We start from the raw sequence: 24,785 nt of genomic DNA, 5'->3' as shown, positions 1-24,785 counted from the left end.
TCCCTTCCGATATGAGCACTTCCGTGACCGAACCCGAACAGCCCACGCGCACCTTCCTGCAGCGCGTGCCCACGCCGGTGTTTGTCACGGTCTACGGCGCACTCGTCGTCGCCGCGGTGGTGGGGGCCGTGTTCGGGCTGCGCTACACCGCAGACGCGGAACGCACCGAGGCGTCCCTGCCACAACCGGTGCGCCCCTTTAACCCGGCCCCGGCCGATCCTGCCAATGTGGCGGCGAGTGTGCGCCCCCACCTGATCCAGAACCTGCAGGTGGGCAAAACCAACACTGGTGTGATGGCGCGTGGCGATCTCGCCGAGTACGTCATGAGCGATTCCACCGAGTTCGCCGGCCACGTCTCACGCCTGCTCGAGCAGAACTGCCTAGACACGCTCGAGCTGACCACCCCAGACGGCATGCGGGTGAACTTCTGGGGCTTTTGCTTTGCGACGATACCCGCTACCACCATCCAAAACACCTTCGATTTCGCGGTGGCCCAAGGCGCTGACTCCGCGTCCTTCGCCGTCTACCCCGCCCAGAACAACTTCCACGAAATCAGACTGATCTGGACCGACGCGGAAGCAACCGGCTACGACGCGAAGCAACTCGAGCGGCAGTGGAAGCAACTCGACCGCCCCGACGAGATCGACCGCATCGCGTTCTTCGGCTACTACGACGACGAGGTCATCGTGGTGGACAACGACAAGAAGGACGGCAGGTCCACCAAGACGTTCCCCGCCGGTGAGGCGTTCAACGAGAAGTGGGGCCTCGAGCGCTAACTACCAGCGCTCATTACCAGCGCTGGGGCACGAGATCTGCGTCAGGCACGACGTGGTTGATCACGGCCATCACCTGGTTGATGTTGGAGTAGCTCATCAGCAGCGGATCCTCCATGCCTTCGAAACACTCCTCCCCTGCACGGCCAGCCTCTGTGCCTGAGACCACTCCGATGACCGTCGCTCGGCCGTTGATCTCGGTGAACACCGGCCCGCCCGAGTCGCCCGAAGCGGCGCAGACGGAGGCGATGTCGCCGTGGGTTTGGGCCTCGGCGTCGTCGTCAAGGTTCACGATCTGCACACGCTGGGTCGCCTCAAACTTGCCGCAGGTATAGCCGGTGGTCGCGCCGGTTTTGCACACGCGGTCGAGATCGTGCAGGTCCTTGGCGATACCGGTTGCGATCGGAGCACCGACGACATCCATGAACCGCTCGGCATCGGTGATCTCGATGATGCCGACATCGATACCTCTCGTTTCCTCATTCGCGTCGCCGTACATGCCGGAATAGATGAACTTGCCTACCTCGTGCGCGTAGTCGAAGGCGGTCTCCGCATTCGTCGGCCACACAAGGTCACCCGCACGCCCGCAGTGGCCCGCAGTCACGGCATAGGCTCGGCCGTCAGCGCCAGTAAACGAGAACGCTGCAGTGCACGACTGAGCGGTGAAGTGCTCACCCGGCTCCGGGTAATGGTCCGTGGACTGAATGCGCGTACCCGGCGCCCACGGCGCGAACGCAGGCACGAGCACGTTGCTCTCCTCCACCGGTGCAGGCGGGGCCTCATCCGGCGTTTGCACACGCTCAAGCGCGTGGCGCTCCTCCACCGTGGGAGTTGGGAATTGGCTCGTGGTCAGCCCGAGCCACACGACCATCGCAACAGCAGCAAGCGTTGCGACGATCACCGTAATCCACCCACCGGTCCGCAAACCCGTACGCCGCTGCGTGGGCGGCGCAGACAGAACAGGCTGCGCGGGCATGCCGGGCACGCCGGGCATGTCCGGGAACCGCCACTGCTGGCCATCCTCCGGCTGGTAGCGCCTCGCCAGGTTGTCGCCGCCTGCCTGATGTTCAGGGAAGGTCAAGCGCGAGCCTTACTTGTCGGCGTCGGAGTCTTCGGCGTCGGTGTCGTCGTCAAGAAAAAACTTGTCACCCTTGGCGGCTTCCTCGGCCTGAATCTTGATGTCGCGCAGGAACTTCTCCGGATCGAACTCCGTGTACTGCTCAGGGCCTGCGAACTGCTCTTGTGCCATCGGTGGGGATCCTTTCCTAGACGTCCGTGCGCTCGATTGCGTCGGCGATGAATGCCTTGACCTGCTCGGCGTCATTCGGCAGATCCACAACATGGCGCTCGGCGTCCATAATCGCGGCGAAGCGCTCCGGCACCTCCGGAAGCTCGCCAATTGCCTCCACAATGGTATCCGCGAATTTCACCGGCAGCGCAGTCTCCAGCACAACAATGGGAGTTTCTACGCTGTCTGCCAGCTGCTGCGCCACGAACACGCCGTCGGCGGTGTGCGGGTCAATAACCACGCCGTACTCGTCCTTGATGCGCTTGATCGTGGCAATGCGGTCCGCATGCGTCGAGGTGCCTGAGCCGAAACCGTACTTGTCGGTGATGCGCTCAAGCGTGTCGGTGTCCAGCGTGAAGCCACCCTCTTTGACCTTGGTGCCGAAGAGCTCGCGGGTGGTGTCCGCGTCGCGGTCCAGCGCGTCGAAGATCATGCGCTCAAAGTTCGACGCCTTGGAAATATCCATCGATGGCGACGACGTGGCGTACGTGTCGGCTGCGGAACGCGGACGGTAATCACCGGTGGTGAAGAACTCGTGCAGGACGTTGTTCTCGTTCGTCGCCACGATCAGGCGATCAAGCGGCAGCCCCATCTGCTTGGCAATATGGCCTGCGCACACGTTGCCGAAGTTACCGGTAGGCACGCAGATCGAAACCTGCTCCTCGTTCGTCTTCGTCGTCTTGAGGTATGTGGCGATGTAGTACACCACCTGCGCAAGCAAACGCGCGAAGTTAATGGAGTTGACCGCGCCGATCGAGTACTTCGACTTAAACTCCGCGTCCGCGCTGACTTCCTTGACCACGTCCTGGCAATCGTCGAAAACGCCGTCGAGCGCGATGTTGAAAATGTTCGGGTCGTCCAGGCCGAACATCTGGGCCTGCTGGAACGGGGTCATACGCCCGGCCGGGGTGAGCATGAACACGCGGATGTTGTCGCGGCCACGCATGGCGTACTCGGCCGACGAGCCGGTATCGCCCGAGGTCGCGCCCAGAATATTGATCTCCTCGCCGCGGCGCCCGAGTTCGTACTCGAAGAGCTCGCCGAGCAGCTGCATCGCCATGTCCTTAAACGCAGCGGTCGGACCTTCGGAGAGGTGCGCGATGTGCAGGCCGTCGTTCAGACGCGTAACCGGCACGATCTCCTCGTCCGCGAACACCGGGGTGCGGTACGCACGCTTGGCAATCGCCTCAAGGTCCGCTGCCGGGATGTCATCGACGAACAACTTCAATACCTCTGCGGCAAGTGCGGCGTAGCCGTCGTTGGCCAAAAGGGTGCGCCACTCGTCGAGAAGCGCCGGCGAAAGTGTCGGGTACACCGCCGGCATAAACAGCCCGCCGTCCGGGCTTAAGCCTGTGAGCAGGATGTCAGTGAAGGAACGGGCCTTGGCAGTTGCGTCGCGCGTCGAAATGAAGTCCACGCCGGGCAGTCTACGTGATCGGTGTATGCCCTTGGTCGGAATGGGCATTTACGTTCAGCGTCGGCAGGCCCGGAAAGCCGCACTTTGGTGCGGTCGTGGGGCCTCGATTCGTTCATATGCAGGGCTCGATATGCGTAACTGCAGGTCAGCGCAAAATCGGGAAAACGGCCTGAAAGGTATCTCCAAAGCCGTGACCAGGACTTACGCATATCGAGCCCTGCATATGAACGTTGGAGGGGCGGTGGCGCGTTAGCGGTGCCGGGGCGCCGGGGGCGGTGGCGCGTGAGCGCGCACCGGCGGGGTGCTGCGGCGGTGCCGGGGTGCTAGTGGCGCGGGGGCTCCTGGCGGCCGGTGAGGATGTCCACGACGGAGCGGATTGCGGCGTCGCCAAGCGGTGCCACCGAGCGCTCCTTCGGCTGCTCCGGTGTGGATGCCCGGCGCGGGCTCGGCTCGACGGTGACGTTAAGCGTCGTGTCGTCGAGTTCGAGCTTTGCGGACGGGTCGATGCCGGCGACGCGGGCGGCGTCGACGAGTGCGACGAGGTCGGCGAAGGTTGCGTTGTCAAGGTCGATAGTCATGTTCACTGCCATGCCCACAGAGCTTATTGATTCCGCAACCGCCGCGCCTAGTCGAATTCCAAGGACTGCTTTTCGCCCCAGAACACTTCCTCAACCACGCGGTGGGCGCGCCGGGTGATGCGCAGGTAGTCCTCGAGAAACTCTTGCTGGTCGTCGGGGTCGTATCCGGCAGAGCCAGCGACCTGGGCCAGTTGCGGGCCCGGTGCGGGGAGCTGGTCCTCACGCTTGCCGGAGACGAGCACAATAGCGTTGCGGGCGCGGGTCGCGGTGAGCCACGCGGTGCGCAGGGTTCGCGCCTTGTCGGCGGAAAGCACCTCGGGGTCGTCGAGCTCCACGAGGAAGTCCAGTGCGTCAAGTGTGGACGGGGTGCGCAGTTCGTGATGACGATGCGCGTGCGCCATGGTGATCAGTTGGACGGTCCACTCCACATCGGCAAGTGCGCCGCGGCCAAGTTTGGTGTGGGTGGCCCGGTCGGCGCCACGGGGCAGGCGCTCGTTATCCACGCGGGCTTTGATGCGGCGGATCTCGCGAATATCGGCGGGCGTTGCGCCGGCCTCGGGGTAGCGGAACTCGGCGATGGCGGAAAGGAAGCGCTCCCCTACCTCGCGGTCGCCGGCGACGACGTTGGCGCGAAGGAGTGCTTGGCGCTCCCAGACTTCGCCCCACTCGCGGTAGTAGCGCACGTAGGAGGCGATGGTGCGCGTCACCGGACCGGAGCGCCCCTCGGGGCGCAGACCCAGGTCCACCTCTAGCGGCGGGTCGCCGGATGGTTTGGACAGGCGGGTACGGATCTGGTCGAGCACCTTCGTGGCCCAAGCGATGGCTTCTGTTTCGTCGACGCCGTCTGCTGGTTCGGTGACCACCATGACGTCGGCGTCAGAGCCGTAGCCCAACTCGGCGCCGCCAAGCCGGCCCATCCCGATCACGGCGATTCGTGCGGGGGCCTCGTCGAGACCAGCGGCGGCAGTGGTCGAATACACCTCTGCCTGCAGCGCTGCTTCGAGCACCGCGTCCCACACGTAGGTCAGTTCCAGGCAAACCTGGCGTACCTCCATCAGGCCTAGCAGGTCGGCGGCAGCGATACGAGCCAACTCGGCCCGGCGCAGGGAGCGCGCCACCGACACCGCTTTCTCCGGGTCGGCTTGGTGGCGCTTCGCCGAGGCAATGATCGCCTTATGCACCTGATCCGGAGCCACCTCAAGCAGGCGCGGTCCTGCGGAGCCATCCCCAAGCAGTTTCACCACGTCAGGTGCGGAAATGATCAGGTCGGAGGTGTACGGGGAGGTGCCAAGGATGTGCATGAGGCGCTGGGAGGCCACGCCTTCGTCGCGAAGCATGCGCAGAAACCAACTGCGATCCACCGCTGCCTCGGAGAGTTTGCGGTAGTTGAGCAGGCCCTGGTCGGGGTCGGCGGTGTCGGCCAGCCAGTGCATAAGCGATGGCAAGAGGATCGTCTGGAGTTTCGCCTTGCGGGACGTGCCTTTGATCAGCGCAGTCAGGTGGTCGAACGCGCGCGCCGGGTGGCGGTAGCCAAGCGCCGCCAACTGGTCCTTCACACCGGCAGCGGAAAGTGTTGCTTCGCCGACGGTGAGGTCCACCACGGCGTCCAGCAGCGGGCGGTAGAAGAGACGCTCGTGCAGTGTCGCTACCTCGTGGCGGATGGCCTTGAGGTGCCGGTTCATCGCATCAGGCGCGGACCCACGCGGGCCGGCAGAAAAGCCTGCGGCGCGGGCGAGCCACCGGTTGCGTTTCTCGTCGTCTGCTTCCGGCAGTTGATGGGTGCGCTTGAAACGCTGCAGTTGGAGACGGTGCTCGAGCAGCCGCAAGAACTCGTAGGCGTCGGTGAGCACCTTCGCGTCCTCGCGGCCCACGTACCCGCCCTTGGCCAGGTCGGCGAGGGCTTCGAGGGTGTTGCGGGCGCGCAGGGTGTCGTCGATACGCCCGTGCACGAGTTGGAGCAGTTGCACGGCGAACTCCACGTCCCGCAGCCCACCAGGGCCGAGCTTGAGTTCACGGTCGCGCACGTCCGCGGGCACGTTTTCCAGCACGCGGCGGCGCATGGCTTGGACGTCCTCAACAAAGGAATCGCGCTGGGACGCCTCCCACACCAGCGGCGACAACGCATCCGAATAGGCCTGGCCCAGGTCCATCGACCCGGTCATCGGGCGGGCTTTGAGCAGTGCCTGGAACTCCCAGGTCTGCGCCCACTTTTTGTAATAGGCCACGTGCGAATCCAGGGTGCGCACCAGGGCTCCGGCTGCGCCTTCGGGCCGCAGGTTCGCGTCCACGTCGAAGAAGCAGGCGGAGCCGATGCGCATCATTTCGCTGGCCACGCGCGTGATCTTGGTGGTCACAGGCTCGGCGACGAACACGACGTCCACATCAGAGATGTAGTTCAGCTCCCACGCGCCACACTTGCCCATGGCGATGACGGCCAAGTCCGCGTCAACCTCCTCGTCGCCGTAGACATCCCGCACCGCAACCGCGAGTGCCGCCGTGAGCGCCGCGTCCGCCAAGTCCGTCAACCGGTCGGTGGTGTAGGCGTACGTCATCGGCTCGCCCTCGCCGAAGCCCTTCACCGCGGCGAAGGTGCCGGCCAGGTCCGCGGCTGCAACGCGCATCACGAGGTTGCGATGCGCGGTGCGGAGCTTTTGCTTTGCGACGCCAACCTCACCCACCTCAGCCCTATACAGGCCCGGCCCGTCCGCATCCACGCCAACCGCGCCGAGCATGGTGCGGAACATGTCGGGGCGGGACGGGAGGTCGTCGCAAAGCAAACGCCACTGCTCAGGATTGGCAATGAGGTGATCCGACAGCGCGGTCGAGCCACCGAGCAGGGCGAAGAAGCGCGTGCGGAAGATCGAGTTCACGCGCAGTTCGGCAAGCAGCTCGTCCCACGAATCCAGCGCCCCGTGCAGGCGGTAGGCGTTGTTCAGCGCCAGATCCGGATCTGCGGAACCCGCCAACGTGTAGCCGAGCTCCTCGGTGTCAAAACCGAGCTCGGCTAAATCCTCGGCGGCGCGCGGGCTGGTCAGGCCAAGTTTCGCGGGCTTCACTACAAATCAATCCCCGTTTCGATCTCCCACGGGGTGATCTTCGAGGTGTACTCGTGCCACTCCTGCCATTTTGCACGTAGGAAGAATTCGAAGACCTGCTCGCCAAGCACTTCCGCCATGAACTCGGAGCGCTCCAGGTGGCGCAACGCCTGATCGAGAGAGGTCGGCAGGTCCCGGTAGCCCATCGCGCGGCGCTCCCGGCGGGTCAGGGCGAACACGTCGTCGCGTGCCGGCTCGTCGAGCTCGTAGCCCTCCTCGATCCCCTTCAGGCCAGCGGCGAGGATGGCTGCGTATGCCAGGTATGGGTTGCAGGCCGAATCCAGCGAGCGCACCTCCGCCCGGCGCGACTCCGCTTTGTGCAGACGGTAGGTGGGCACGCGCACCATCGCGGAACGGTTCGAAATGCCCCAGGTCGCGGCGGTGGGTGCCTCGGAGCCGAACTGGAGGCGCTTGTACGAATTCACCCACTGGTTGGTCACCGCGGAGATTTCGCTGGCGTGCTCGATAATGCCGGCGATGAACTGACGGCCGGTTTTGGAGAGGCTGATTTCGTCGTCAGGATCGTGGAACGCGTTGGTGTCGCCTTCGAACAGGGAGAAGTGCGTGTGCATCGCCGAGCCCTCGAGGTCCCCGAATGGCTTGGGCATGAAGGTTGCGTGCACGCCGTTGATCTCCGCGACGGTTTTGACCAGGTAGCGGAACGTCAGGATGTTGTCAGCCATGGTCAGCGCGTCGGTGTGGCGCAGGTCGATCTCCTGCTGGCCCGGCGAGCCCTCATGGTGCGAAAACTCGGTGACAATGCCCATGTACTCGAGTGCGGACACCGCCATGCGTCGCAGGCGCGGCGCCTCGTTGCGTTTGGCTTGGTCGAAGTAGCCGCCTTTGTCCGCTGGTGTTGGTGGCTGGTCGCCCTCGCCGGGTTTGACCACGTAGAACTCAATCTCGGGGCTGGCCAAAAACTCAAAGCCCATGTCGCGGGCGTTGTTGATCTGGCGGCGTAGTACCTGGCGCGGATCCGCGAACAGCGGGCCGCCGTCGGGCATGGTGATGTCGCAAAACATGCGAGCGGTCTGCAGGCCGGAATCTTCATCGAACGGCAACGGCTGGTACGTCGACGGGTCCGGGCGCAGCAACGTGTCCGATTCGGAAACGCGGGAGAAGCCCTCGATGGAGGACCCGTCAAACCCCACGCCCTCCTCGAATGCGCTCTCGAGTTCCGCAGGCGACATCATCACCGTTTTCAGCGAGCCGAAAATATCGGTGAACCATAGGCGGATAAAGGCAATGTCTTGCTGCTCGACGAGTCGCAGCACGTTGTCGGTTTGGGCGCTCATGGCACATAACTGTAGCGGTCGCGACGATTCGAAAACGGGCCAAGCGCAAATCGGCGTGCGCGCTAGACTCGGAGGCATTACATGCGCTGAAACTGCGTCGATCACATGTCGAACCCGCGTCGGTGAGGAGAACACACGCACCATGTCCGAACAGGCTGAACAGGCACCACAAAACTTCCTTGAGGTGGAGATCAAGTTGGCGGTGGATGAGGACACCGGCATTCCAGATCTCATTCAACTGCCGGGGGTGACGTCGATTGAGTCCACGCAAGAGCACAACCTGTCTGCGGTCTACTACGACACTGCGGATCTACGCCTGACGCGTTCCAAGATCACGCTGCGTCGCCGCACCGGCGGTTCGGATGACGGCTGGCACATCAAGTTGCCGCAGGAAGGTGGGCGCAAGGAGGTGCGCATGCCTCTCGACGACCCAACGGCCGTGCCCGAAGCCCTCCTGTCCCAAGTTCGCGCCATTGTGCGCACGGAACCGCTCGAGCCGATCGCACAGGTGGATAACCGCCGCGTAGAGATCACGCTTGCAGGCCAAGAAGGCCCTGTCGCAGAGTTTTGCGACGACCACGTCACCGCCTGGTCCCTCCTGCCCGGCGGTGAGCGCACCACCTGGCGCGAATGGGAGCTCGAACTCGCCGACGCCCTTGCGGGCACCGAGGCGGGCGATGACCTGATTACCCAGGCAGGGTCTTTCCTGATCTCCGCGGGCGCGCGCAAGTCCTCCTCGCCGTCGAAGTTGGCCACGGCGCTTGGTGATTCGATCAAGTCCGCTCCCCTGCCCCCACACGTCCAAGGCGAAGTTGAGGAGGGGACGCCGGCGGCGGCGGTGGTGTCGTCGCTACGCAAACAGCGCGATGCGATCGTGGGTTGGGAACCGCGCGTGCGCGCCGATGAGTTCGATTCCGTCCACCAACTGCGCGTGGCCACCCGCGAGATGCGCTCCCTACTGGAGACGTTCGAGGGCATCCTCGAAGGCGAAGCACTAGCAACACTCGAGGATGAACTGAAGTTCTCCGCCGGCGTGCTCGGTGTCGCGCGCGATGCGGAGGTTGTGGAGGAGCGTTTTCTCGCCCTGCTGGATTCGGACGAATCTGGGCTTATCGACGACACCGCGCGCACCCATATCGAACACGACATGCGCCGCGACTACGAGGCCGCCCACGCCGACATTGTGGAGATGCTGGACTCCGAGCGGTTCATGTCGCTGCTGGATGCCGTAGATGCCCTGCTGGCGGAGCCGCCAGTGGCGGTTGGTGACGGCGCTGGGGATGCCGATGGTGCCAAGTCGGAGAAGAAGCAATCCAAGGAGGTCCTTTACGACCACCTCAAGCGCGGCTACAAGAAGTTGAAGAAGCGCCACAAGAAGGTCGCCGAATACTACGACGACACCACCCTGCCGCTGCACGAGCGCGAGAATTACGTCCACGACGTGCGCAAGGCTGCCAAGAAGTTGCGCTACTCCGCCGTCGCAGCACAGGAAGCAGGCCTGAAGGCAGGGCGTTTGGCTAAGGCATGCAAGGCGCTGCAAAGCCAGTTGGGTGACTTCCAGGACGCGGTGACCTCACGCGAGCGCATCGAGCGGCTCGCTAACGAGGCCCGCGAGCGCGGCGAGGACACCTTCTCCTACGGCATGCTCTACCAGCGCGAACTCGACCGCGGCGAGGCGTCGCTTCGCGATTACGACGACACCGTGCGCGAAGTGCGCAAGGCGTTTAAGAAGATCAAGCCGTAACACCGGCTAGACCGGCTGGGCACGGGGCTTACTTCTCCCAAGAAGGGGTCTCGCCCCAGTCATCGTCGGCTTCGTCTGCGGCGTCTGCAGCTTTGTTGCGCTGCGCCGCAATCGCCAGCGCATTTTCGGCTTCCTCGCGCGTGGCGTACGGGCCCATGCGGTTATCCCAGGAGGCTTCCTTGCCCTGGGTGACCTCGCCGGTAGACGGGTTGTAGTAGTACTGCTCGTCAGCCATGATCTGCTCCTTTATGTTCGTTGCTTTTACCGCCCCTACCCTACCGAGACGGTTGGTAGTGTGGTGGCCGTTAAGGAGCGTGTAATGGCAGCATTTCAAACCCCCAAAACTTCCCCCGCCCAGCGCGTCCGCGCAGCTCACCCAGGTGACGGACATGTGGCGTCCGCACCGGCGACGTGGGTGTTGATCGGCGAGAACGTTGACCACTTTGGTGGCGTGACGTTGGCTGGGACGGCGTCGCTACGTGCGGCTGCGGCGGCGAGCCCGCGTGACGACGACACCATCGCCCTGACCGCCCGCGGCCCCTTCGGCGACTTCACCGCCAAAACAACCCTGGCCGCGCTGCACGAGGACGAGGTCACAGATCCGCTCGCACGACGCTGGACCGGTTTGGTGCAGTCGCTGATCCAACGCCAGGTTCTCTCCCGCGACACTGCAGGCCTGGACATTACGGTGGAGTCCGACGTGCCGCTCGGTGCCGGTCTTGGCTCGCTGTACGCCGCCGATGCCGCGATCGCGCTGGCGTTGGCGGGCGGTCACGGCGACATCGATACCGCACCCTTCCGCACCCGGCTCGCGGAGATCTGCTCGCACGCCGTAGCCACCTACTCATCGCTGGCGGTGCTGCGCGCTCGCCACTCCGTGGCCCTGCGTGGCGGTGGCACAGGCGTAAGTGTTCTCGACTACGCCGACGGGTCACTGACCGAAGCGCCCCACCCCGCCCGCCACGGCGTGCGCGTGTTCTCCCTGGCCAAGGAATTGGGCAAGCCGTACGACGTGCAGACTAAGGCGATTGCGAACCGCCGCGAGTTTATCGACGCCGCCTGCTCCAACTTCGGCGTCGAATCCCTTCGCCAACTGCCCGACGCCACCAACCGCGTCGTCCAGTGGGTCGAGGCACGCCGCTCCGTTGGCGACGAGACCGCACCCGATCCCGACGTCGCCCGCCAGTGGGTGCAGTTCTGCGAAACCGAAACGCTTCGCTCCCTCGCCGCCGCCAAGGCGCTGCGCTCCCGGCGCGCCAACGAGCTGTTCACGCTGCTGAACTCACCGTCCGAGGCCCACGACCTGACCACCCCGGACGCGCTGGTCGCCCTGGCGCGCGAGCGTGGTGCCGTCGCCGCCCGCCCGGCTGCCACGGGCACCTCCGACGCGGTGATCGCGTTCGTGCCGGTGCAAGACGCCGACACGTTCGCCGCCACCATGGCGAAGGACCTTGAGGTCGTGGAGATCACCCCGGGTGAGGTCGCCCGCCTCGAGGACTAGACCAGCGCTAGACCAGTGCTAGTCCGCGGGCCAGGCGAAGCCGACCTCGCGGGCGTCGGTGTCGGCGTGGACGAGTGAGAACTTCGTGGATACGCCTTCCTCGGGCGCGCCGGCGGAGGGTGCGAGCACTGGCGGGTCGACGATGAACACGCGGGACTGCTCCTCGCCGGATTTGAGCGTGACGCCGTCGAAGTTGTGGCCCACCCACGGCTCGAGCACCGTCGCTTCGGTCAGATGCAGGCAGGCTTTCTCCACGGTGTTGGCCAACTGGGAGGAGCGTCCCATGGTTTTCAGCATGCGTGCGGCGTCGCGGGTGACCCACTTCGGCACGGGTGTGCCGGCGCAGATGGCGAGGCAGACTTCGGTGGCGAAGCGGTCGATAAGCCTGCGCAGCGGCGCCGTAACGTGGGCGTAGTAGCCACCGATCCCGGCGTGGACCTCGGGAGCGTCCTTGGACAGGTCGACGTAGCCGGAGCCGCGCAGGAGTTTCTGAGCTTCGCGCATGACGGCCATGCCGTGCGGGGTGTCCGCGTCCACGCCGGCCAAGAACTCGCCAATGTCGCCGGTGACGTCGAAGCCCAGGTTGCGGGCCTCGCGGCGGAACTCGGCCTCGCTTTCCGCTGACGCCGGCTGGAGGGTGCGCAGGAAGCCCACCCCGGCGTCCACCATCATCTGTCCTGCGACCATGCCGGTGAGCAGGGAGATCTCCGAGTTGTAGTCCATGATCGGATGGCGTGGCTCAATGGCGAGTTCGTAGGCGTCCCCGTCGCGAGCCACGCGCACGGACGGCACGCGCAGGTTGATGGCGTGCCTGCGTAGCGACGACTGCTGACGCAACCGGCCTACCTCCGGCAACAGCGCAATCGAAGGGTGCACCGAGCCATCCGTGAGGGAGGCGTGCACGCCCTCGTAGTCCAAACGCGCCACCGAGTGGACGAGTGCGCGCTCGACGTGGGCCGACTCGACCTCCCCTTCCCCATCGAGGTCGAAGGTCCACAGCACGGCGGGCCTATCCACGTCCGGCAGCAGCGACGCCGACCCTTCGGACACTTCCTCCGGGTGCAGGCGTGCCGGCTCGTCGGGCAGGTAGATCGTCTGGCCGCGCTGCAGCGACTCCTCGTGCACAGCGGAGTCACTGTCCACGAACGCCGCCACGTCCGCAATCGCATACCGCACCCGGTACCCGCCACCGGCACGCTGCTCCACGAACACGGCCTGGTCCAAATCTTTAGAGCCGGCCGGGTCGATGGTGACAAAGGGGATATCGCGGGCGTCGATACGCACATCTGCGAAACGGTCCACCAACTCCGAGGCCTCTGCGTGCAACGATGGCGCAAAGTCGGTGGGCACGTCGAATTCGCGCGCAATGGCGCGGAAGTTCAGGGGTGCGGCGTAGAGCTTCATAAAACGCCATCGTGCCACGAAGTGGGCGAATGAGTCGGCCTATGAGCCGGATTCTGTCCCCCGCAAGCGGGGTGGCGACCATCCATCTGGGTCACCCATCGCTGGGTGCCTCAAGCAGCTACCTTCGGACTGGGCGGGCAGCCTCATCACATCCGACGACCTCTGCGCACGCGCAGGGGTTCTTGCCTTGCTCCCGGTGGGGTTTACCTGGCCACACGTGTTGCCACGCATGCCGGTGCGCTCTTACCGCACCCTTTCACCCTTACCCCGCACAAGGCGGGGCGGTTTACTCTCTGTTGCACTTTCCCGCGGATCACTCCGGGTTGCTGTTAGCAACCACCGTGCCGTGTGGAGTCCGGACTTTCCTCGACGTGCGCCTGCCCCAATGCTGAGGTGGTTCGCGCCGCCGCGGCCGCCCGGCCGGCTCATTCGCGGTCTAAAGCATACGCCTTTAGGGCGTGAGAGCGGAACCGCCACAAGCACACCGGGTTAGAACGGGACCCCGCTGCGGAAGATGATGTTGGCGTACGGGGTTGTCTCACCGGTGCGGACTACAAAATTGCAGTCTGCAAGCGCCTGTTTGAGGTCTTCGTGGTCGACGCGGGTGGGGTCGTCGCAAAGTAAAGCGACCTCATCGGGCGTTTGCGTAGCGACGACCGCACCTTCCACCACAACCTCATCCAGAATCGCCCGGACGACATCGGCAAAGCGGGGCACACCGAAGACCAGCGCGAGGTCCACGACCTCTACCCCGGCGGGGATGGGCAGGCCGCAGTCCGCTACAGCGAAGGTGTCGGTGTGGCCGAGGCCGTTGATCGCGCGGGCCAGTTGGGCGTTGAGAATGCCTGTCTTGCGCATTACTCGAAGTCGCCTACGTTTTCCTTGGTCACGGTGACAACGTCGACCGGGACGATGGCGGTGGCGTCTTCGTCGCGAAGCAGCTTCGCTGCCTCCTCAACCGCCCGGGCGCCGAGCTCACCCGGCTGCTGAGCGATGGTGGCGTGCATGCGGCCGTCGGTGACTGCCTTGAGCCCGTCGATGGTGCCGTCGAAACCAATGACCTTCACATCTTTACCGGCACGATCACCAAGCGCCTCGATAGCGCCGAGAGCCATCTCGTCGTTCTCCGCGAAGATGGCCTTCACGTTCGGGTACGCCTGCAGCAGGTTGGTGGCCACGTTCAGGCCTTCGGTGCGGTCGAAGTTAGCGGTCTGCTCGCCGACAACCTTGATGTTCGGGTAGTTGGCAATGCCCTCCTTGAAGCCCTTGCCGCGGTCGCGGGAGGCAGAGGAACCGGCGATGCCCTGCAGGATGAGGATCTCGCCTTCTTCGCCGATGGCCTTGGCCAGCTCGTCGGCTGCCTGCTTGCCACCAGCGACGTTGTCGGAGGAGATGAAGGAGGCGACGTCGCCGCCGTTGGAGGAGCGGTCCACGGCGATGACCGGGATGCTGGCGTTGTTCAGGGCCTCGACGGCCGGGACGACGGCGTCGGAGTCGGTCGGGTTGACGATCACGGCGTCGGTGCCGGAGGTGATCGCATTGTTGAGCTGGTCGATCTGGGTCGCAGCGTCATCGGAAGCATCCTGGACGTTCAGGGCGATGCCGAGCTCGTCGGCTTTCTCCTGGGCGCCGTCGCGAAGCTGGACGAAGAACGGGTTGGTCTGGGTGGACAGCGCCAGAGTGACCGCGCCCTCGTCGGCGGAGTCGCGGTTGCAGGCGGAAAGCGACAGGGTCATGGCCGCAGCAGCAACGATGGCGGTGGCCTTACGAGCGAAAGACATTTCGGGTTCTCCTTGAAGTTGTGAAAAGGGGGTCTATACGGTGGTCTTCTTGCGCAGCACGTCGAAGCCAACGGCAGCGGCGATGACCACACCGATGACAATCTGCTGCCAAAACGAGCTGACGTTGAGCAGGTTCAGGCCGTTGCGGATCACGGCGAGCAGGATCGCGCCGACGAGCGTGCCGGTGGCCTTACCGGTGCCTCCGGCTAGCGACGCGCCACCGATGACCACGGCGGCAATCGCGTCGAGTTCGTAGCCCACACCGGCCTGCGGCTGCGCCGACGACAGGCGGCCAGCCATGACCAAACCGGCAAGGGCGGCGAACAGGCCGCTGAGTGCGTACACAGCGACAAGCACACGCTTGACCGGAATGCCGGATAGGCGCGCGGCCTCCTCGTTGCCGCCGATGGCGTACATGGAACGGCCCAGCACGGTGCGCGAAAGGATGAACCAGCACAGCACGCCGGCCAACAGCATCATCAGAATCGGGATGGGGAACTTGCCGGCGTTAGAGCCGAGCCAGTTCACTTCGTCGGCAGTAGCCATCGGCGATCCTTGGGAGATCACCAAGGTCGCGCCGCGGGCAATGGACATCATGGCCAGGGTGGAAATAAACGCCGGGAGTTTGCCGTAGGCGGTGGCGATACCGCTGACCGCACCTGCCGCGAAACCGGTGAGCAGGCCCGCAATCAGCGTGATCCAACCGGGCCAGCCTGCCTCGACGAAGAAGTGGGCCGAAACCATGGCGCTCAGCGCCGCTACCGCGCCGACCGACAGGTCGATGCCGGAGGTGACGATGACGAACGTCATGCCGAACGCCAAGATGGCCACGGTGGCGGCCTGCACGCCCACGTTGATCAGGTTGTTCACCGTGAGGAAGTGCGGGGTGGCGATGAACAGCGCGATGCACAGCACGATCAGGCCGACGAGCGCGCCGTTGTTCATGATCCAGTTGATGACGCGCTGGCGAGTACTCAAGCGCTCATCCGTAGTCGTTCCCGTCATGCGCGGGCCTCCGTTTCTGTAAGTGGCGTTTCTGTAAGTGGCGTTTCTGTAAGTGGTTCGACGTGGTCTTCGACGTTGGACACCGCCAGCGCCATAATCTCGTCCTGGGTGGCACCCGCGGGCAGTTCGCCCGCGATGCGGCCGCCGGACATCACCAGGATGCGATCCGACATGCCAATAACCTCAGGCAGTTCCGAGGACACCATGAGCACTGCGCCGCCGGCCTGGGTGATGTCGTTGATGATGTTGTAGATCTCCACTTTGGCGCCGACGTCGACACCGCGCGTGGGTTCGTCGAGAAGCAAAATGTTCGAGCCCGCCAGCACCCAACGACCGAATACGGCCTTTTGCTGGTTGCCGCCGGACAGGTTGCGGATCTCCTGATCGATGCCGGCCATGCGCACGCGCAATTGCTTGGCGACGTCATCCGCACGCTTGCGCTGACCACCCACATCCGCGATCCCTGCGCGTGACGACGACCGCAACGTGGCCAGTCCAATATTCTCCCCCACCGTGGCACCAAGCACGAGGCCTTGCGCCTTGCGGTCCTCGGGCACGTGGCCGATGCCGCGCTTGATCGCCTGAGCGACGGAGCCGGACGGGAGTGGCTCGCCGTTGATGGAAACGGTGCCGGAATCGACGTGATCCGCACCCGCGATCGCGCGCACGACCTCGGTACGGCCCGCGCCAACAAGACCCGCCAGGCCGACGACTTCGCCGGCGCGGATCTCGAAGGAGACATCCTTGAACTTGCCTTCCGTGGTGAGGTTTTCCACGGTCAGCAGCGGTTTGCCGATCTCTTTATCCACCTTCGGGTACTGGTCCTCGATGTCGCGGCCGACCATGTAGCGCACGAGTTCCGCCTCTGGGGTGGTGGCGGGGACCTCGGCGACAAAGTTGCCGTCGCGAAGCACCGCCACACTGTCGGCGATACGGGCGATCTCGTCCAGGTGGTGCGAGATAAACACCATGCCCACCCCGTTGGCCTTCAAATCGTCGACCACCATGAACAACTGGTCAACCTCGTGGCCGGTAAGGGCCGCGGTGGGCTCGTCGAGAATCAGCACACGCGCATCCATCGACAACGCCTTCGCGATTTCAACCAACTGCTGGTGCGCAATACCGAGCTCGCCGACCGGCGTGTCCAGGTCCACCTTCAGGCCGATGCGGTCGATGGCTTCAGCGGCGATGCGGCGCATCTCCTTGAAGTTCACCAACCCCATCCGGCGCGGCGTGCGCCCGAGCGTGATGTTTTCTGCCACCGACAGCGTCGGCACCAGGTTTAACTCCTGGTGGATCGTGGCAATACCGTGCGCTTCTGCGGCCTTGGTGTCGGGCAGGGTGACCGGTTTATCGTCGATAAGAATGCGCCCCGAGGTGGGCTGATACACGCCCGACATCATCTTGATCAGCGTCGATTTACCCGCGCCGTTCTCGCCGAGCAGCGCAAGCACGCGACCCGGCTCGACGGCGAGCGAGACGTTATCAATCACGTTGATCGGCCCGAATGACTTCGAAATGCCGTCCAACCGGATCAGGGGTTTTACCGCTGTGGTCATCTGCTGCACCTCCTTGAAGTGAAGTTGAAATTGCTGGATTCTCGGATAGTCAATGTGGTGGGCAACACCTCGTGCTGCGAGGTCGGCTCCCCACGGATCAGCGCGGCGATCTTCTCCCACGCACGTCTGCCGACGTCCTCCACATGCTGCTCAATCACCGTCAACGGAACGGGCTGCATCTGAAACGCCGGCTGGTCATCAAACCCAACCAGCGCGAGGTCCTCGCCCAGACCGATCTTGTGGTCCAGCACGTACTGCAGCGCCCCGACCGTCATCATGGAATCCCCCGCGATAATCGCCGACGCGCCACGCTTGAGCAGGTCCGCGGCACCCGCGAAGCCCTCCGCGCTGCTGTAGCCGCCGCGGAAGATCAGACCGTTCGTCTCTGGGGTTTCGCGGATCGCGTCGTGGAAGCCTTCCAGGCGCTGCAGCCCCGTCGACGTACTCGACGGGCCCGCGATATAGCCGATCTGCGTATGCCCGTTGTCCTTGAGGTGCTGGACGGCCTTGCGGATGGAAGGTCGCGCGTCCGTAATCACCGACGGCACCTCCAGCCCCGGCAGCACCCGATCCACCTGCACAATCTTCTGGCCCCGATCCAGCAGCGACTGCACCATCGGCGCGCTGTGCATCGACGGCACGATGATCGCCCCGGCCAGCTGCTGGCCGCTAAAGGTCTGCAACGCGGCGTCGAGTTGGCCGGCGTCCTCGTTGGTGGTGGCGATCATCACCGAAAACCCATCGGTGTCCGCTGCCTGCTGAATCGACGCCGCCATCTGCGCGAAGAACGGATTGACCAGGCTCGGGATGGTTAGCCCCACCGCGGTCGACGCTGCCGAGCGCAACCCCCTCGCCTGCAAATTCGGCACGTAATTCAACTTCGCCGCCGAATGAAACACCCGGTCCCGCGTTTGTTTCGAGATCGCCGGGTTTCCCGCCAGCGCCCGCGACACCGTGGACGGCGAGACACCGGCGTCGAGCGCAACCTCGCGCAACGTGGCCCGTGCTGCCATGGGTCCCTCCGTGTGTGTCCGGATCGTGTTGGGTGCTAGTGATGTGTGCAAACGTTTGCACCATGTGCAGAACAACCTAAACTGCAGCTGAGCGTCAGGTCAATAGCGCCACACCCCCAACACACCCCCGAACGTTGGACTGCCGGCGCCATTTCGTGTGGTTTTGCGGCGGCGTTGGTGGCCGCCGCGGTCGCCCCCCAGTCCGTAGCCCCAGTCTCCTCTACCCGCGGTGGTGGGCGACGTCGTTGACACAGCGAACCACACCGAATTCACCGAAGTAGTCCACGACAGAGATGCTGGCAAGATCCAAAAACAGGTGCTTGAACAGTTCGGCGTTCGCGCCGAGAGCCTGGCGGACCATGGATTTGATCGGGGTCATGTGGGTCACCACCAGCACGTTCTGGCCCTCGTAGCGCTCCTGAATTTTCAGTCGGGCGCGGGTGACGCGGCGGTGGAAGGCTGTCAGCGACTCACCGGCAGGGGGCGCGTTGTTTGGCGATTCCTGCCACGTCGCATACGTCTCCTCCCCCTTCGCAATCGCCTCGTCGCGGGTCAGGCCCTCGTAGTCGCCGAAGTCGAGCTCGCGGAAGCCCTCGTCAGTACGAACTTCAAGGCCAAGCACCTCGGCGGCGAACTGCGCGGTTTGCTGAGCGCGCGCTTGCGGGGAGGCAACGATGGCGTCGATGCGCCCGAACGTGCGCAGCGCCTCGGCGGCACGCTTCGCCTGGTCACGGCCGATATCGGTGAGGTCCGGGTTAGAAACGCCGGAAAAACGCATCTCAGCCGAGTGTTGCGTCTGCCCGTGCCGCAGCAGAATGAACCGCGTTCGCGGTTCGGAGTTTCCAGCCCAGTGGCCAGCGGCATCGCGCTTTTTCTTTTCGACGACCGGCCCCTCCGCCGGCTTCTCCTCTTGGGCCGAAGCCTTGCCACCGCCGCCCCACACGCCGGTGCCCTTCACAATCCCCGGCTTGTCGCCACGCGCGGCCGCGTCCATGGCCACGTTGGACAACTCGTCGGCCTTCTTGTTCTTGGCGCGCGGAACCCAGGTGTAGGTGACCTTCTCAAAGGAGGAGGCGAGGTCGCGAGCTTCCCGGGCGAGTTGTTGCATGTCCGGGTGTTTGATTTTCCACCGGCCGTTCATTTGCTCGACAACGAGCTTGGAGTCCATGAATACATCCACCCGCGTGGCGCCGACCTCGCGGCACGCCTCCAGCCCGCGGATCAGTCCGTAGTATTCGGCGACGTTGTTGGTGGACTTTTTGCCCACCACATACGCGATCTCACCGAGGGTTTCGCCGTCGGCGTCGTAGACCACGGAGCCGGATCCGGCGACCCCCGGGTTTCCGCGGGAGCCGCCGTCGCAGTACATCTTGACCTGCATTTACACCTCGTCGGTGGCCGGGTTCACGCGCACCAGCAGGGTGCCGCAGTTCGGACAGGCCGGCAGGGTGTCCTCCGGCTCGGCGAGTACTTCGGCGCGCTCGGACGGCGGGAGTTGGATGAAGCAGCCGCCGCAGGCGCGGCCGTTGAACTTGGCGGCGCCGATGTCGTCGTACGCCTTCAGCACGTCCTCCGGCAGGCGGGAACGCAGCGCGTCGGTGTCCACCGCTTCTTCTTCCGGCAACGCATCGACGGCGCGCTGGGCGGCCTCGACCTTGCGGTTGAGTTCATCGACGCGGGCGGCGTGAATGTCGCGGTTGTTGCGCAGCGCAGCGATCTCGTTGTGGGCTTCCTTGAGTTCGTAGAGCAGGTCCGCGATGCGCGACTTCGCGGCGTAGCGGTCGTGCTCCAGGTCCTTGCGACGCTCCGGGTCGGTCTCTGCGCTGAGCTGGCGTTTGTCGTCGAGTTCGCGCTTCTTCAGTTTCCGCTCGTCTTCCTGGATGCGCAGGATTTCCAGTTCCATGTCATCCACGGCCAGTTGGGCGGAGGCGGAAGCCTCGGTCATGCGCGTGCGTTCGTCGAGAAGCTTCTGCAATTCTTGCTCTTCGGGACGAACGCGCGTCTGGCCCTTGGTGGCGTCGGCGAGCGCGAGCTCCAGGAGGACGGGTTGCAGGTCTTGGGATAGGTGCATCAGTACTCCTTTAGTTCGCGGGGTGCGCGGACACGGTCCAGGGATCCGTGCGGATGTGCAGGATCTCGGTGTCCACGCCTAGAGGGGCCACGATACTCTCTGCCTGCTCGGTCCAGGGAAACTCGCTGGCCCAGTGGGCGGTATCGATCACGGCAGGCCCACCAGCGCGCAGGTGCTCGTCGACCGGGTGGTGGCGCAAATCGGAGGTGACATACACGTCTACACCGAGTTTGGACACATCCGAAAGGAACGAGTCGCCGGAGCCGGAGGACACCGCGACCTTTTGCACGATCTGGTCCGGATCGCCGGCGGCGCGCACGCCCCAGGCGGTCTCCGGCAGGGCGTTGGCCACCTGTTGGGTGAACTCGCGCAGGGTCATCGGCTCCGGGAGCGTGCCGATGCGCCCGAGGCCCGTCGCGTTGTCCAGATCCGCGGTGTGCTCCACCTGCACGATGTCGAACGCCGGCTCCTCGTACGGATGGTGCGCGCGCAGCGTATCGACGAGACCACGCCGCAACCTCGCCGGCGCCACAAACTCCACCCGTAGCTCCCGGGCGGTGTAGTGCTCGCCGACCGTGCCGTCGGTGGGGTCCGCGCCCTCGACCGGGGTGAACTCGCCGGTGCCCTCGGTGGTGAAGGCGCACTCGCGGTAGTTGCCAATCTCGCCCGCGCCGGCCTCGAACAGGGCACGCTTCAACGCATCGGCATCCGCTGGCGGGACGTGGACGCCCCAGCGGTCGGTGGCGTTAAGAAGCACTGGCTTGATCGGACGGCCGGGTTCGATGCCGACGAGTTCGGCGAGTTTGTCCGACACACCCGGGCGCGCCGAATCGGCGTTCGTGTGCGCGGCGAACAGCGCGCAGCCGCCAGCCAGCAACGTGTGGATAACCTTGCCCTTCGGGGTATTCGCCGCCACCGAATGCACACCACGCAGCAGCAACGGGTGGTGCACAACGAGCAACTGCGCACCCTGCGCCACGGCCCGTTCGGCGACCTCCAGCGTGCAATCCAACGCGAACGCAACCTTGGTCACCTCAGCATCCGGATCACCGCAAACCAGGCCAACCTGGTCCCAACTTTCCGCCAACGCCGGCGGGTAGGCAGCCTCGAGGGCATCAACAACGTCTTGCACAGTCACAGCAGTCATGGCAGCCAGCCTACAAATTTGGAACAGTGGTGAGGTGTGAACACCACATTGCTTTTCGACGTCGACGGCACCCTCATCGACTCATTCCCCGGCATCCGCCACGGATTCCTCCTCGGATTAGAGGCCGTGGGCTGGGATAAACCGGACGAGGAGTTCATCAAACGCATCCCCGGGCCACCGATGCCGGAATCGATGCGCGCGCTCGGCATGTCGCCTGACCAGGTCGAACAAGCCATGCAGGCCTACTCCGCCTACATGTCCACCGAAGGCTGGCAACGCTTCGAGGTTTTCGACGGCATGGCCGACCTGCTGGCCAGGTTGAAGGGGGAAGGTTTTGGGGTGTGCACGGCGACGTCGAAAAGCGAACGCTTCGCGCGAGCCGCCCTCGAGCGCGCAGGGATGCTCGAACACATCGACTTTTTGGGCGCTGCATCTAACGACGGCGTACGCGCCAAGAAGGCCGACGTGATCCGGTACGTGCTGGACAACGTCGCGCCAAAACGTCCCCTGATGATTGGGGATCGCACCCACGACTTCACCGGCGCCACCACCTTCGACATCCCGAGTGTTGCCGTGACCTGGGGTTACGGTGCCACACCCGAATGGGACGAGGCGACCTACGTAGCATCGGACGCGACCGAGTTGGAAAGGATCATCCGTGCTGCATATTGATTTCGTCTGCACTGGCAACATCTGCCGCTCCCCGATGGCGGAGGTCATCGTGCGCTCCAAATTGGAGGACGCGGGACTGGGCGATGCGGTGCGCGTGTCATCGTCAGGCATCGGCGACTGGCACGTCGGCCACAAAGCCGACGAACGCGCCCGGCGCGAACTGGCCAACCACGGCTACGACGGCGAAGCCCACCGCGCCCAACAGTTTGGCTACGAGCAGGAGCAAGCCGACCTGATCGTCGCGCTGGACACCAACCACGTGTCGGAGTTGGTCGTGCGCGGCGTGCCCGAAGACAAGGTCCGTCTGCTGCGCTCCTTCGACCCCGCCGCACCTGAGGGCGCTGGCGTTGCCGACCCGTACTACGGCGGGCCCGAGGGCTTCACCGTGGTGCGCGAGCAGATCGAAGCCGCCGCCGACGGCATTATCCGCTGGGTGCGCGATCAGCTAGGCTAAGTGGGCGTGAATGCCAACAAGTCCTCCCAAAAGCCGTGGTGGCGCCAACTGCTCAACCCCGGCTGGATCATCGCGGCGATCGTCGTCGGCATTTTCTCCTACTTTGCCTTCACGTTCCTCGCGCCCTGGCAACTCGGCAAGAACGAACAGTTAGTCGAGCGCAACGAACACATCTCCGCGGCGTTCGACCACGATCCCGAACCGCTGGTGGACCGCCTGCCCGGCACCACGCTCGCCCCCGCCGACGAATGGTCACGTGTGGTCGCCACCGGCCACTACACGGGCAACGACGTGTTGCTTCGCCTGCGTTCCGTCGACCGCACCCCTGCGTTCCAGGTGCTCACGCCGTTCACGCTTGACGACGGCCGCACCATCCTTGTCAACCGCGGCTGGGTCCCCGCCGAAGGCTCCACCGGTGTGCCGGACATCGACGCAGCACCTACCGGCGACGTCACCATCACTGGCATGCTGCGCGCCGCCGAAGCGACCCACCCGACCGCGCCCATCCACGACCAGGGCTTCGACATGGTCCACTCCATCAACCCCACCCAGGTTGGGGAGCTGACCGGAGTCGACGCGGGGGCGGACATGGTCGAGCCGTACCTCCAACTACTCTCAGACCAACCCGGCACCCTCACCGCCATCCCCCTGCCCCAACTCGAAACCGGCAACCACCTTTCCTACGGCCTCCAGTGGATCCTGTTCGGCGTCGCCGCCCCCGGCGCCCTGCTCTACTTCCTGTTCTCCGAAAGCCGCGAACGCCGCCGCTACGTCGAGGAGCAGAAGCAACTGCTTAACGACGACACCGTGGCCGGCAGCGGCCCCGAGCCTTCCCCTGTCCCCGGCGAAGAAACCGCCCCGGCGCCGTCCGCTCAGACCCCGACTGCGGCTCCTACGCGTTCCCGCCAGCGCTACGGTTCTTCCCGCACCAACCCGTGGGCCAAGGCTTACGATAAGGAACAAGAACGCTAACTCTGTCCCATGGTCTCTGAAGGGGTTTTGATGTCGCTCGATTCCGTCCTCCGCACCCTCGCCGACGCCTTCGTCGTCCCCGCCTCGGGCGTCGAACCTGCCGATATTGAAGACGCCGCCTTCGACCACGCCGTCGCCTTCGCCAACCGCCCCTTCGCAACCTTGTCGCTTCTCACCGACCCCGAAGGCCAGCCCCTTTTCGCCCTGTCCGACGGCGGTACTTTGCCAGCCCGCGCCGGCTTAGCCTGCGCCGCGCTTGGCCACTCTCTCCACGACATCTCCATCGTCCCCGACTCCCCCACCGCCACCACCGGCTCCGCTCGGGTGCAGTTCTCCGAATGGGACGTCGCAGACGTGGAGTTCGACGGCAACACCCCGGCGTTCGAACTGGGCATCCTCGCCGCCATCGAGAACCGATCGCTCTAGGTACCGGTTCGGGTTAAGCGACAAAATGTGTGTCTGGATTCGTCGATTTGTTTGAGATGATCGGGGGTTTTCCTGAAAGTATATGCTCCTGGGGCTTATATCCGCGCCATGGTGACGAAAAACCGGGGGGTGACAGCAGTGTGTGGTAGGGGCTGGTGTTGGCTTGATCAATGCCGAAGAACAGACCACGCTGCCAATGCGGTGGGGAAATGAAACGCAACGGTAAGACCTCCGCCAACCGCAGCCGGTGACGGTGCAAAATGTGCGGCGCTTCCACCACCAAGCAGCTCCCCGATATCACCAACTCCGCTGCCTTCGCAGCATTTATCACCCACCTCACAACCGGTGCGAGCTTGGAAACCGCTGCCGCCGGAGCAGGATGTCATCCGCGTACGCTGCAACACCGGTTTGAACACTTCTGGCTAGTTGATGTCCCCGATCCCACGATCGGGCACGAAGGCTGGGTCTACGACCAGGTCTTTCTTGACGGCACCTACACCGCCGGCGGATGCTTGATTGTTGCTGCCACCTTGGATCACGTCATCGCTTGGCACTGGTGTGTTTTGTCAAGTTGTTTTAGGCCGTTTCGG

23 protein-coding genes, 1 other RNA gene and 1 pseudogene are annotated in these 24,785 nt (G+C 64.6%); 8 read left to right on the top strand and 17 right to left on the bottom strand.

Translation table 11 applies throughout. The annotated features are described in order from the left end of the window. The first annotated feature begins 11 nt into the window (after positions 1–11). Positions 12–776: a hypothetical protein gene (locus tag HMPREF3120_RS03420; protein ID WP_070450827.1), complete on the top strand. Its 765-nt coding sequence runs from the start codon at positions 12–14 to the stop codon at positions 774–776. Positions 777–789: 13 nt separating this feature from the next. On the opposite strand, the gene HMPREF3120_RS03415 is transcribed toward HMPREF3120_RS03420, so the two are convergent. From HMPREF3120_RS03415 to HMPREF3120_RS03395, 6 genes are all read right to left on the bottom strand, one after another. Then, the gene (locus HMPREF3120_RS03415; RefSeq protein WP_246815404.1) at positions 790–1,854 is read right to left on the bottom strand and encodes a S1 family peptidase; all 1,065 of its coding nucleotides are present in this window, start codon (positions 1,852–1,854) and stop codon (positions 790–792) included. Positions 1,855–1,863: 9 nt separating this feature from the next. Continuing rightward, positions 1,864–2,022: a hypothetical protein gene (locus HMPREF3120_RS12090; protein WP_167594452.1), complete on the bottom strand. Its 159-nt coding sequence runs from the start codon at positions 2,020–2,022 to the stop codon at positions 1,864–1,866. Between the two features lie 16 nt (positions 2,023–2,038). Next, positions 2,039–3,478 carry a threonine synthase gene (gene thrC, locus HMPREF3120_RS03410; RefSeq protein WP_070450825.1) on the bottom strand — a complete coding sequence of 480 codons (1,440 nt, stop codon included), beginning with the start codon at positions 3,476–3,478 and terminating at the stop codon, positions 2,039–2,041. Positions 3,479–3,801: 323 nt separating this feature from the next. Continuing rightward, on the bottom strand, positions 3,802–4,068 hold the full coding sequence (locus tag HMPREF3120_RS03405) for a hypothetical protein (RefSeq protein ID WP_070422144.1): 267 nt from the start codon (positions 4,066–4,068) through the stop codon (positions 3,802–3,804). Between the two features lie 35 nt (positions 4,069–4,103). Beyond that, positions 4,104–7,112 (bottom strand): bifunctional [glutamine synthetase] adenylyltransferase/[glutamine synthetase]-adenylyl-L-tyrosine phosphorylase, encoded by a 3,009-nt coding sequence (locus tag HMPREF3120_RS03400; RefSeq protein WP_070450823.1) that lies wholly within the window; start codon positions 7,110–7,112, stop codon positions 4,104–4,106. Further along, complete coding sequence (locus tag HMPREF3120_RS03395; protein WP_070450821.1) at positions 7,112–8,446, bottom strand: glutamine synthetase family protein; 1,335 nt, start codon at positions 8,444–8,446, stop codon at positions 7,112–7,114. The genes HMPREF3120_RS03400 and HMPREF3120_RS03395 overlap by 1 nt, the downstream gene beginning before the upstream one ends. 142 nt (positions 8,447–8,588) lie before the next feature. Between HMPREF3120_RS03395 and HMPREF3120_RS03390 the strand changes: the two genes are divergently transcribed. Beyond that, on the top strand, positions 8,589–10,190 hold the full coding sequence (locus tag HMPREF3120_RS03390) for a CYTH and CHAD domain-containing protein (RefSeq protein WP_070450819.1): 1,602 nt from the start codon (positions 8,589–8,591) through the stop codon (positions 10,188–10,190). A gap of 28 nt (positions 10,191–10,218) precedes the next feature. Here HMPREF3120_RS03390 and HMPREF3120_RS03385 read toward each other — a convergent pair whose 3' ends face one another. After that, the gene (locus HMPREF3120_RS03385; protein ID WP_070422140.1) at positions 10,219–10,425 is read right to left on the bottom strand and encodes a hypothetical protein; all 207 of its coding nucleotides are present in this window, start codon (positions 10,423–10,425) and stop codon (positions 10,219–10,221) included. 84 nt (positions 10,426–10,509) lie between these two features. Here HMPREF3120_RS03385 and HMPREF3120_RS03380 point away from each other — a divergent pair, with 84 nt between their 5' ends. Next, positions 10,510–11,691: a galactokinase family protein gene (locus HMPREF3120_RS03380; protein WP_070450817.1), complete on the top strand. Its 1,182-nt coding sequence runs from the start codon at positions 10,510–10,512 to the stop codon at positions 11,689–11,691. 18 nt (positions 11,692–11,709) lie between these two features. Here the strand turns inward: HMPREF3120_RS03380 and HMPREF3120_RS03375 are convergent, their stop codons facing one another. The 10 genes from HMPREF3120_RS03375 to HMPREF3120_RS03330 form a co-directional block, all read right to left on the bottom strand. Then, positions 11,710–13,095, bottom strand: coding sequence for an RNB domain-containing ribonuclease (locus tag HMPREF3120_RS03375; RefSeq protein ID WP_070450815.1), 1,386 nt, complete (start codon positions 13,093–13,095; stop codon positions 11,710–11,712). Positions 13,096–13,121: 26 nt separating this feature from the next. Further along, positions 13,122–13,523, bottom strand: an RNA gene (gene rnpB / locus HMPREF3120_RS03370) — RNase P RNA component class A. 61 nt (positions 13,524–13,584) lie between these two features. Next, entirely contained in the window at positions 13,585–13,953 is a 369-nt protein-coding gene (rbsD, locus tag HMPREF3120_RS03365) for a D-ribose pyranase (RefSeq protein WP_070450813.1), read from the bottom strand. Further along, positions 13,953–14,876 carry a D-ribose ABC transporter substrate-binding protein gene (locus tag HMPREF3120_RS03360; protein WP_070422136.1) on the bottom strand — a complete coding sequence of 308 codons (924 nt, stop codon included), beginning with the start codon at positions 14,874–14,876 and terminating at the stop codon, positions 13,953–13,955. The genes rbsD and HMPREF3120_RS03360 overlap by 1 nt, the downstream gene beginning before the upstream one ends. A gap of 33 nt (positions 14,877–14,909) precedes the next feature. Next, positions 14,910–15,881, bottom strand: a complete 972-nt coding sequence (locus HMPREF3120_RS03355) for an ABC transporter permease (RefSeq protein ID WP_070422135.1) — start codon at positions 15,879–15,881, stop codon at positions 14,910–14,912. Then, positions 15,878–17,440: a sugar ABC transporter ATP-binding protein gene (locus HMPREF3120_RS03350; protein ID WP_083284758.1), complete on the bottom strand. Its 1,563-nt coding sequence runs from the start codon at positions 17,438–17,440 to the stop codon at positions 15,878–15,880. Before HMPREF3120_RS03350 ends, HMPREF3120_RS03355 begins: the two co-directional genes overlap by 4 nt. Continuing rightward, a complete protein-coding gene (locus tag HMPREF3120_RS03345; RefSeq protein WP_070450811.1) occupies positions 17,437–18,453 on the bottom strand; it encodes a LacI family DNA-binding transcriptional regulator in 1,017 nt (338 codons plus the stop codon). Before HMPREF3120_RS03345 ends, HMPREF3120_RS03350 begins: the two co-directional genes overlap by 4 nt. 220 nt (positions 18,454–18,673) lie before the next feature. Continuing rightward, the gene (locus tag HMPREF3120_RS03340; RefSeq protein WP_070450808.1) at positions 18,674–19,834 is read right to left on the bottom strand and encodes a bifunctional RNase H/acid phosphatase; all 1,161 of its coding nucleotides are present in this window, start codon (positions 19,832–19,834) and stop codon (positions 18,674–18,676) included. Beyond that, complete coding sequence (locus HMPREF3120_RS03335; protein WP_070450806.1) at positions 19,835–20,524, bottom strand: zinc ribbon domain-containing protein; 690 nt, start codon at positions 20,522–20,524, stop codon at positions 19,835–19,837. Positions 20,525–20,534: 10 nt separating this feature from the next. Beyond that, a complete protein-coding gene (locus HMPREF3120_RS03330) occupies positions 20,535–21,671 on the bottom strand; it encodes a Nif3-like dinuclear metal center hexameric protein (protein ID WP_070450804.1) in 1,137 nt (378 codons plus the stop codon). Between the two features lie 36 nt (positions 21,672–21,707). On the opposite strand from HMPREF3120_RS03330, the gene HMPREF3120_RS03325 reads away from it, so the two are divergent. The 5 genes and pseudogenes from HMPREF3120_RS03325 to HMPREF3120_RS11695 all read left to right on the top strand — a co-directional run. After that, positions 21,708–22,343 (top strand): HAD hydrolase-like protein, encoded by a 636-nt coding sequence (locus HMPREF3120_RS03325; RefSeq protein WP_070450802.1) that lies wholly within the window; start codon positions 21,708–21,710, stop codon positions 22,341–22,343. Beyond that, entirely contained in the window at positions 22,330–22,797 is a 468-nt protein-coding gene (locus HMPREF3120_RS03320; RefSeq protein ID WP_070450800.1) for a low molecular weight protein-tyrosine-phosphatase, read from the top strand. The genes HMPREF3120_RS03325 and HMPREF3120_RS03320 overlap by 14 nt, the downstream gene beginning before the upstream one ends. Positions 22,798–22,803: 6 nt before the next feature. Beyond that, the gene (locus tag HMPREF3120_RS03315) at positions 22,804–23,769 is read left to right on the top strand and encodes an SURF1 family cytochrome oxidase biogenesis protein (protein WP_244268622.1); all 966 of its coding nucleotides are present in this window, start codon (positions 22,804–22,806) and stop codon (positions 23,767–23,769) included. Between the two features lie 30 nt (positions 23,770–23,799). After that, positions 23,800–24,195 carry a hypothetical protein gene (locus tag HMPREF3120_RS03310; protein ID WP_070570161.1) on the top strand — a complete coding sequence of 132 codons (396 nt, stop codon included), beginning with the start codon at positions 23,800–23,802 and terminating at the stop codon, positions 24,193–24,195. A gap of 170 nt (positions 24,196–24,365) precedes the next feature. Beyond that, positions 24,366–24,785, top strand: a pseudogene (locus tag HMPREF3120_RS11695) (IS256 family transposase); the annotation flags it as partial.

This window comes from Corynebacterium sp. HMSC11D10 (assembly GCF_001806995.1).
In the GTDB taxonomy this organism is placed as follows: domain Bacteria; phylum Actinomycetota; class Actinomycetes; order Mycobacteriales; family Mycobacteriaceae; genus Corynebacterium; species Corynebacterium coyleae.
Note: the sequence above shows the minus strand (reverse complement) of the source record. Positions and strands in the feature narration are given on the sequence as shown.